Origin of the sequence: Granulicatella balaenopterae, assembly GCF_900111135.1 — a bacterium.
Taxonomy (GTDB): domain Bacteria; phylum Bacillota; class Bacilli; order Lactobacillales; family Aerococcaceae; genus Granulicatella; species Granulicatella balaenopterae.
In genome coordinates this window covers 1-8,658 of the sequence record NZ_FOGF01000056.1, presented here as the reverse complement: position 1 = coordinate 8,658, position 8,658 = coordinate 1, and the positions used below count along the sequence as shown (strand labels likewise).

At 35.0% G+C, this 8,658-nt stretch carries 7 protein-coding genes; all 7 read right to left on the bottom strand.

What is annotated here, in order from left to right; genetic code table 11:
• The coding region (locus BMX09_RS09235; RefSeq protein ID WP_089747956.1) for an endo-beta-N-acetylglucosaminidase at positions 1-2,997 on the bottom strand (2,997 nt) is incomplete at its 3' end.
• A gap of 617 nt (positions 2,998-3,614) precedes the next feature.
• Positions 3,615-3,815 (bottom strand): DUF6440 family protein, encoded by a 201-nt coding sequence (locus BMX09_RS09230; RefSeq protein WP_089747954.1) that lies wholly within the window; start codon positions 3,813-3,815, stop codon positions 3,615-3,617.
• Positions 3,816-4,009: 194 nt separating this feature from the next.
• Complete coding sequence (locus BMX09_RS09225) at positions 4,010-4,636, bottom strand: nitroreductase family protein (RefSeq protein ID WP_089747952.1); 627 nt, start codon at positions 4,634-4,636, stop codon at positions 4,010-4,012.
• Between the two features lie 143 nt (positions 4,637-4,779).
• On the bottom strand, positions 4,780-5,199 hold the full coding sequence (locus BMX09_RS09220) for a MarR family winged helix-turn-helix transcriptional regulator (protein WP_089747950.1): 420 nt from the start codon (positions 5,197-5,199) through the stop codon (positions 4,780-4,782).
• Between the two features lie 78 nt (positions 5,200-5,277).
• Positions 5,278-6,513, bottom strand: coding sequence for a putative zinc-binding metallopeptidase (locus BMX09_RS09215; protein ID WP_089747948.1), 1,236 nt, complete (start codon positions 6,511-6,513; stop codon positions 5,278-5,280).
• A gap of 81 nt (positions 6,514-6,594) precedes the next feature.
• Positions 6,595-7,281 (bottom strand): ABC transporter ATP-binding protein, encoded by a 687-nt coding sequence (locus tag BMX09_RS09210; protein WP_089747946.1) that lies wholly within the window; start codon positions 7,279-7,281, stop codon positions 6,595-6,597.
• An 11-nt stretch (positions 7,282-7,292) separates the two neighbouring features.
• Positions 7,293-8,351 carry an ABC transporter permease gene (locus BMX09_RS09205; RefSeq protein ID WP_089747945.1) on the bottom strand — a complete coding sequence of 353 codons (1,059 nt, stop codon included), beginning with the start codon at positions 8,349-8,351 and terminating at the stop codon, positions 7,293-7,295.
• Positions 8,352-8,658: the final 307 nt, after the last annotated feature.

Here is an 8,658-nt window from a genome sequence, read left to right as displayed (position 1 = left end):
TTCTGGTAGCCAGCCAATTGCTTTTTGGCCATCTTCTTTGTAGTAAAACCAGTTGCCATTTTCTTTAATCCAACCTCTTTGTTTGCTTGGTTTTTCTGGTTCTGGTTTCGGCGTTATTGTATCATCACCGCCATCTATGTCTGGTATTTCTGGAAGTTGTGGGATAACTGGTTCAACCACTTCTGGTAATGTGATGTCATTATTAACCCCATTAACACGCACTTCATAAATTCTTGCTGCTTGATCGGCGCCTTGAGTAGGTTTTACAAGGGTTAGACGTACGTATTTTGCTTTAATTACTGGGATAGCATCTTGACTAGTCGCTCTTGTATTGTCAGTTACATGCAAGACTTCAGTAAAATTTTTGCCATCCATACTTACTTCCAGCGTATATTCTTTACTATTCATACCACTACTTTCACCGCCAGCTTCCGCATGCGCGATTTCTAATTCCCCTATTGTTCTCACATCGCCTAAATCAATGGTTAATGAATGTGGAGCATCTCCCACAGCACACCATTTTGTTTTCACATTGCCATCTAATGCGAATTGTGGTGCCTCGTTATCATTTACATAACTTGAAGCAACCGCTGTTTTGCCTTGCGATAAGTTTTCTAAGCCTTTTGAAGCCTCTTTTGTGACGGTAATCAATTCTTTTTTCACTTCAAAATTTGCGCCTGATGTATTTTTAGCGACCAAAGTAACCGGATAGACACCCTCTTTTTCGTAAGTTACAGACGGATTTTCTTCGGTAGTAGTCTCAACTGTCGCTCCAGGGAAATACCACTCAACTTCTTCGGTAACTTCTGAACTCATATTTGTAAAGGTTACTGATTCTCCTGGCGCAATCATTGTATTCGATACTATGAAGTTAGGAGTCGGCGCTGGATATTCTGGCCAAACCATTTCAATCGTACTAGCTGATCCTCGTTTGTATTCTTTATTCACTGCCACAACTTCAAATTTAGTAGTCGTTTCTTTATTAGCGCGTCGTAAACCACTCACATAGAAATGAGTATTCGGAGTCGCACCTAATAAGACTTTCGAACCATCTGCCATCACACGATAAATTTCAAAATGTTGAACATCTGAATCTGCGCTATTCCACGCCAAACGTACACCCGCATAAATGCCATCTTTAAAGTCAACATCCGCCACTTTAAGATTTTCTGTATTCACAAGCGAACTTGATCCTGGCACTTCAAGTGTGATATTACCCATATTCGCTGTGAAATCATCCACATCTTGACTGCCAGTAATTTGATAGGCAATTGTTTGAATTGCTTTACCAACATAGGCACTTATATCATAATTTACAGTTGTCCAATCATTACCTAGCACTTGATTACCTGAAATAATAGCTTCTTCGCCATCATCAAACGTTAAGACTAAATCCAGTTGTACTTGGGAAGTCGCTTTAGCAGTCGTCTTATAGACAGCACCCACCGGAATTGTCACATCCGCTTGGTATAATTTAATAGTTGCTGGAGCATCTTTAGCTAAAACACCACTTAATTTGATCGAATTACCTGCGTAATAAGCAGTCGTATAATCAATCGCTGCTAACAACTCAGTGCCCTCTTGTTGCTTAATCATCCAGCGATAAGTCGGCATAATATCATTCAAACTTCTATTATTCCAATCTTGCGTTGAAACCTTTTGACCATAACGATAAAAATCATAACCATTTCCTAAGCTGAAGTTCGTCACAAATGGAAGAGTTGTCACCGCACTCTTCTCAACAGCATAAGTTGAAATCCCACGCCATTCATAACCTTGCGCTTGAGTCTTCTTAGTAGGATCCGCAAATTCATTAACCCATAATCTTGCCTCATTATCTTGGAATTCTGTAGGAGTACTTGCATTAAAATAAGTCCAACTTGGACAATATAATCCTAATGACGTAAATGGCACTTGGTCATCACGTTGGAAATGTGTCCATCTAACCCCCGTATTATAACCATTTGCTTGCACATCAATTCCAGCATATAAATCATATGGATTAATTCCTAATTCCTTAGCTTTTTGATTAGAAGCATTTAATAAGTCTAAATCTTTATATGCATTATAAATCCAACCAAAATTCAAGAACATACTATCAGCAACTGGATTTTTAGCATCATCTATTAAGAAATAATCATTCTTATCAGTTAAGGCATTTTGCCAATGCATCTTACCTTCTTTCGTCATTGAGTCGTACCACATCATTTGGTATTTATCGCCCACTTTTGTCTTAAATTGCTTGATGAATTCTTGCATTAATTGCGCATGTTCAACCGTCAAAGGATCTTTTTCAGTCCCTTGAGTCTCTTGATTGATAAACCAACCATCAAAATGATACGCCTCTAAAACTTCAATCAATTTATCAACCATTGGAAAATTGCCTTGATTATCTTTTTGAAGGAAAGTATTCAACCACTCCATCTTCCCGCCATGTTCTGTTTGTGGGAAAAATATCGTACCTAATACTGGAACACCATTTCTATGAGCTGCATCCGTTACATCCGGGCTTGGAGGAACAATCAACCCTTCACCAGCAGAACCACCCCAATAAACTAACGTATCAATATATTGCCAATATGAAAAAGTATTAGCACTAAACTTATTCGAACCTTGCGAAGGATTACCACTCGTATTAGCATTCATAATCGAAATAGCCACAACTTTTACATCTTTATTTTGCGTATCATTTACCGTTACTAACTTATCCTTATCGACACGCTTAGCTAAAGTAATAAGACTCTTATTAAAGACAGCATCCTCATCCATTTCAGCACTCCATTTTAATAAAGTATCAGGATACCAATAAGATGAAATAGGTTGATTTTCAATTGTATTCTTAAGTTCTGATTGCATTGACGTATTATTAACAACATTCGGAGCCACAAATTCTGTCGCAAAAACAACATTTCCAAAAGCATTGGTTGACAATGATACACCTGCAAAAACACATAAACAAGTTACACCATACTTGCGAAAACTTTTCTTATTTTTCATAAAATAGATCCTCCTTATAGTAAAATAACCCTAACACTAACATAACCAATCATTTGCCAGAACTTTTTGTCAAAAATAAAAAGCCCTCACAAAAGACCGAATCAATTGTAGAACCTCCTGATTATCCAAATATATTCTATCTAATTATAAAGTAAAATAGTAAATTGCACACAATAAGATATAACATTTAACAAGGTAATTATAATAATAAAAATAATTATACTTAACAACCCCATAGTACTTCAAAGAAATGTAGTCTGCCTTACTAAAAAATAGTAATACATCTACTATAACTAAACATCCACTATTTCGCCTAAAAACAATATATTTACGATATATACAGTCGATATTAAAACTGGAAAGCGCTTTCTATAAGAAGAATAACATATAAGATATATGGATGCAATAGCTCAGATAAAAGATATATCATTTTCATTATTTTTCTAAATTTTGTAAAAATGAAAATCCGGCAAATAATAAGTTATATCATTTCATAAAACGATGACTAGTTACTACATTTTTGAAAATTAGGTGACCTATTAAACTACATTCCCCCTATTTCTCCACACAAAAAGGCAACCATATGCATTTGCTATAGCTGCCTTTTGTCATTGATGTCATTCTGTTGTTTCTTCGGTGACAACGACTTTTCTTTCGCTGTCTAATAATGGTGTCATCGCAAATCCTACTCCTGAATTAACAGCTAAATAGTTAACACCCGTCATGCGATCACGGAAGATGCGAATGTCTTGATCGAATTCGTGTTCTTCATGAATTGTTTCAAATCTTTTTACTTCTTTACTAGAAAAAAGCCCCATTATAATATCCTCCTAAAATATTCATTTGGTATATCAATTGTAGCATATCCATATCTTTTTAGTGGTCTTTTTAAAAAGCGGTTACAAAATGTTTTTTCTCTGATAAAAGTTTGATTTATTTATATTATTTTAGATGTTTCACTTTTAGTTTTTTGTAGGATCAGTCTATTTCCACCATTTTTTTAGTTATTTTATTATTTAAATGTTGTAATTTTTTCGGCATTAAAGCGAACAGTATCGTGACTTGTATAATCACCTTTCCCAATTGCAACAATTAAAACTGGTACATAACGTTCCGGATCCAATCCGAATGCTTCAGCTAATTGGTCTTCTTCAAATCCACCAATTGGATTGGTTTCATAGCCATGTGCTCTAGCTACCAACATAAATTGCATAGCTGCAAGACTTGAATCAATTTTTACGATATCATTCATATGTTGTTTTGAAGCATTTTGATAACTTGGTACAAACATCCCTAATAAATTATCTTTTACTTCTTGTGGCATGATTCCTCGTTCAACTGCTTCTCCATAGATTTCTTCTGCATGTTCATGACATTGCATATCACCGAAGAATAATACCATAGCTGCTGATGTATCATTTTGTCTTGTGTTAAAGCGGATTAGAGGGCGTAACTTTGCTTTTTCTTCTTCTGATTCAACAACAACAAAGCGCCATGGTTGCATATTAATAGATGATGGTGCTTTAGTTGCTTCTTGGATCATTTCTAACATTTCTTCGTGACTAATTTTTACATTAGTATCAAATTCCTTTACTGAGCGGCGGTTGAAGACGACATCTTTAAAATCATTATTTTTCATTATTTTTCATTATTTTCTCCCATATTCTTTTAATTTCCTGAAAACTCACAGTACAATCACAACTATTCAGGTATTCATTCGTAATCTTTTTATCTTCTTTTATCTATCAAGAACTCTGCTAGTTTTTAGCTTTTTTGTGTAGTTTAGTAATCTATTTTTTCTTCGATAGTATTTAATTGTTGCATAAAATTTTGGACTTCTTCTTTCGTTAGATTAACAGGTAATGTGTAATCGTCAATTTTATGCTTTTCATGACATTTTTGCATTGTTTCTTTAGCATAATCTGTTAGTGATACAATTCTTTCACGAGCATTTTCATCATTTTTTTTACGGGTTACATAATTATTTTTTTCTAAATATTTTAACTGACGAGTAACCGCTGCTGGATCAATATCTAGATGTGCGGCGATTTCCGTTTGCACAACTTGTTCATGAGTCGCAATATAAAGCAATATTTCATGTCTTGTTAAACTAAATCCAGTACTTTGCTCAAATTTTTTGGATAGTTTATATTCAATTCGACGCATTTTTTGGAGCATATTACTAAATTCTTTTAATTCCATACAATCTCCTCCCCTTATTAGTTGACGTGTCAATTATACATTTTTTATGTCCTTCTTGGCAATTTATCTGCTCAAGATCTATCCCAATTTGTTTAGATTGTCTCGCAATTCTTGGCGAATCTTTTCTAACTTCGGATAGCGATAGAAGAATTGGATTTTTTGGTCAAGTATGGTTGTGCCGCTCGGTTTGTCTTTTGTAACGAATGCGGCAAATGTTTCAGCAAAGTCTTCAACGGGATTAGTTGCTGCATATTCACTAATAAAGCTATCTGGATTATCTTCATAGCGTTTAGTGACTTGGGATTCATCTTCTTCATCTTTTTGATTCATATTGCGCCAGAATTCATCATAATACACCGCCAAATATGACTCCTTAGCGAATGTTCCTTCTTCTACTTGATAGTCTGATTCATCTGCTTGCTTTTGTGCCATTTGACTTTCATTCATGGAAATAATGTGTCCTAATTCATGTATTAAGGTCCATTTTGCATCTTCTGTTAGCTCGCCATTTTCGCCATACAAATCACAATTATCAACCGATAGCGTGAAATCTTTATTATTCAAACTATACACATACGCTAGACTACCATCATAACCATCTGTTGCAACTTCAAAACGAGTGATCATCGCAAGATACTCTGCTGGATAAAGTTTTGATACGGTCTGCCAAATAGCTTGGTCTTCTTCTTCAATTGCATCATCTGGTGTTGTATTTGCAATGGTATCAAGATTTTCTTTAACTAATTGCCCAGCTTCTACACGATAGAGCGCTAATTGCAAATCCTCGCCACCAGTCTTATCAAGAATTTCCGTTGCGCTTAGGCCAAATGGTTTGATGATTTGATCAATTTGTTCAATCATTGTCGCATATTCTTCATCAGTCATCTGACTTTCATCTTTTACTGCAGATTCTAATAATAGTTGATAATCTTGCGTGGATAATTCCTTTTGAAAACTTTCAGCTACATCCACTAAGCTCATCATGGGAATTTGATAACCTTTTTCACGCAAAGATTGATAGGCAGTTGCTTCTAATTGTAAAGCCTCCAAAGATTGGCTTGGGTCATCTTGATTTAATTGGTCCACTTTTTCAAAGGTAGTTAGTAATTGTTGATACTCCTTATCACTTAATTCATTTGCGTCATAGCCTAATTTATCTTCAAAAAAGATTAAAAAGTTCGTCTCAGGGTCGTTGTCTGTTGCTTGGGTGACTGCTTCTGTCTCTGAAGTAGATTGTTCATGATTGACTTCTTGCGATTGACAGCCTACTGCAAATACAGCAATTCCTATTAATCCTAATACTTGTTTAATCATAAGTTTCATCTCCTACCTATTTTTATAATAAAAAACTAGCCAAAATCAATTAGCTAGCTATTTTACTTTTCATTATACACTTTAATCTTTATATTCGTTAGTAACTTCACTTAATTTGCCGTCAATAATGCGGAAGACGCGATCACAATAATCAATTAGGCGTTCATCGTGAGTCACCATAACTGTGGCACGATTACTTTCATGGGTTAATTTTTGTAATAGGGCAACGACTTTCATCGCTTTTTGGGTATCTAGACTGGCAGTTGGTTCATCCGCCAAAATCAAGCTTGGTTCATTATAGATGGCTCTGGCGATTGCCACACGTTGACGTTCCCCTCCTGACAATTCGCTTGGATATAAGTCTTTGCGTTTTTTAATATCCATATAATCCATTAATTCTGCTAATTTTTTGTTATTAGTTGTTTTGCCGGCATATTTATCCAAAAATAAAAATTGGTCTTGCACGCTTAGATAAGGAACGAGATTCGAAGCTTGTAGAATAAAGCCAATATTAGTGAAGCGCATCTTAATTTGTTCTTTTTTACTCATTGTGGCGAAATCTTTGTCTTGAAAATAGATTTTACCGCCAGTTGGTTCTTGTAAGCCACCCATCAACGTTAGCATGGTACTTTTTCCTGAACCACTTGGACCGATAACGGCGACTAATTCTCCTTGATTAATCTCAAAAGTTGCTGGTTGCAAAGCGTGAATCACTTCTACCCCATCTGAATAATCTTTAGATACTTGCTCAAATTTTACAACACTCATCATATTTCCCCCTATCCTAATGTTTTAATTGGATCAATTTTTGCGACATTTCTCATTGAAAATAGCGCTCCCGCCAATGAAATAACAACCATGATCACGGCCATTACTGCAAAATTTAGCGGATTTGCTTTAAATGGTACAGCGACTGGTAACGCCATGCCAGTTACTAAAGTCAATATCATTCCTGATAAGACACCAATAATAGCTGTTACAAGAGTTTGCATCATGACAGATTTGCCGATATAGCTACTTGAGATACCTTGAATTTTCATAATGCCAAAAGTTGTTTTCTTTTGTAAGGTCATAATGAAGATGAATACACCTAAAATAATCGCAGAAATCACAATTAAAAAGCTAATCATCATTGTAAAAGTCATTTGTTCGGCTTTATAACCAGGTAATTTTTGAATAAATTCTTTCATGCCTAAGACTTGGTAATCAACATCATTAGCTGGTTTTTCTTGGTTCATTAAGACGAAAGCATTCACATTATTACTTTGATGAGTTAATTGATTCGTTAAGTCTAAATTACCATAGATAACTGGTGTATTTCCGTATTTTGCTGCAGGAGTGATCCCTGTGACATGATAGACTTCATCGCCTTTTGCTAGATGGATTTCATCACCAATTTTCATATTTTCTTCATCGACTAAATCTTTAGTAATCACAACTTCTTCGGCATTTTTTGGTAGTGTACCATCGATTAATTCTGGGAAGATTGTGCTATCAGTTGGCATGCCCATCACCACAATATTTTTCAAGTCATCTACTGATTTTTGCTCATTGATAAAAGCTGATTGACGCATAATCGCTAAAGGTTGTGGATCACCTGCTTTGAATTGTTCTTGTTCTTCTAATGGCACTTGTGATTGCATAATATTTTTATTAGCATCTTTTTCAAGCACAACATATTGACTATCCCATAAATTAATCGCTGACACTTTATCATTGGATAATCCATCTGCTAATGCTGAAAGGAAAAATACGAGATAACTAATTAATAATATTATCGCAATAATCATTGCAAAACGACCTTTGTTTTTCTTCATTTCTTTTACTGCAAGATACATAAAAATTCCTCTTTTCTTTATCACTGTTCATCAAGCTTTCTTGAATAAATACAATATACTCCTTAATAATTGACGCGTCAACTATTAAAACCTGGAAGTGAAATTTTTTTCTCTCTTCATCAATCATTTGTTAAAATACTTCATTTCTGCAAAAAAACTTGCCCAAAACTGTAAAAACTAGCGATTCAAGCAAAAGCTTTGCCCAAAACTGTAAAAACTAACGATTCAAGCAATTCCCTACACCCAATTAATCAGTGGAACCTTCAATTCATCATCCTCTTCTTGGGCAACTTCTTCCACCACATGA

Bases quoted from the DNA above. Each gene is read 5' to 3' on its own strand.
- BMX09_RS09215 (WP_089747948.1), bottom strand. From the start codon at position 6,513: ATGATTAAACAAGTATTAGGATTAATAGGAATTGCTGTATTTGCAGTA.
- BMX09_RS09210 (WP_089747946.1), bottom strand. From the start codon at position 7,281: ATGAGTGTTGTAAAATTTGAGCAAGTATCTAAAGATTATTCAGATGGG.
- BMX09_RS09205 (WP_089747945.1), bottom strand. From the start codon at position 8,351: ATGTATCTTGCAGTAAAAGAAATGAAGAAAAACAAAGGTCGTTTTGCA.
- BMX09_RS09220 (WP_089747950.1), bottom strand. From the start codon at position 5,199: ATGGAATTAAAAGAATTTAGTAATATGCTCCAAAAAATGCGTCGAATT.
- BMX09_RS09230 (WP_089747954.1), bottom strand. From the start codon at position 3,815: ATGGGGCTTTTTTCTAGTAAAGAAGTAAAAAGATTTGAAACAATTCAT.
- BMX09_RS09225 (WP_089747952.1), bottom strand. From the start codon at position 4,636: ATGAAAAATAATGATTTTAAAGATGTCGTCTTCAACCGCCGCTCAGTA.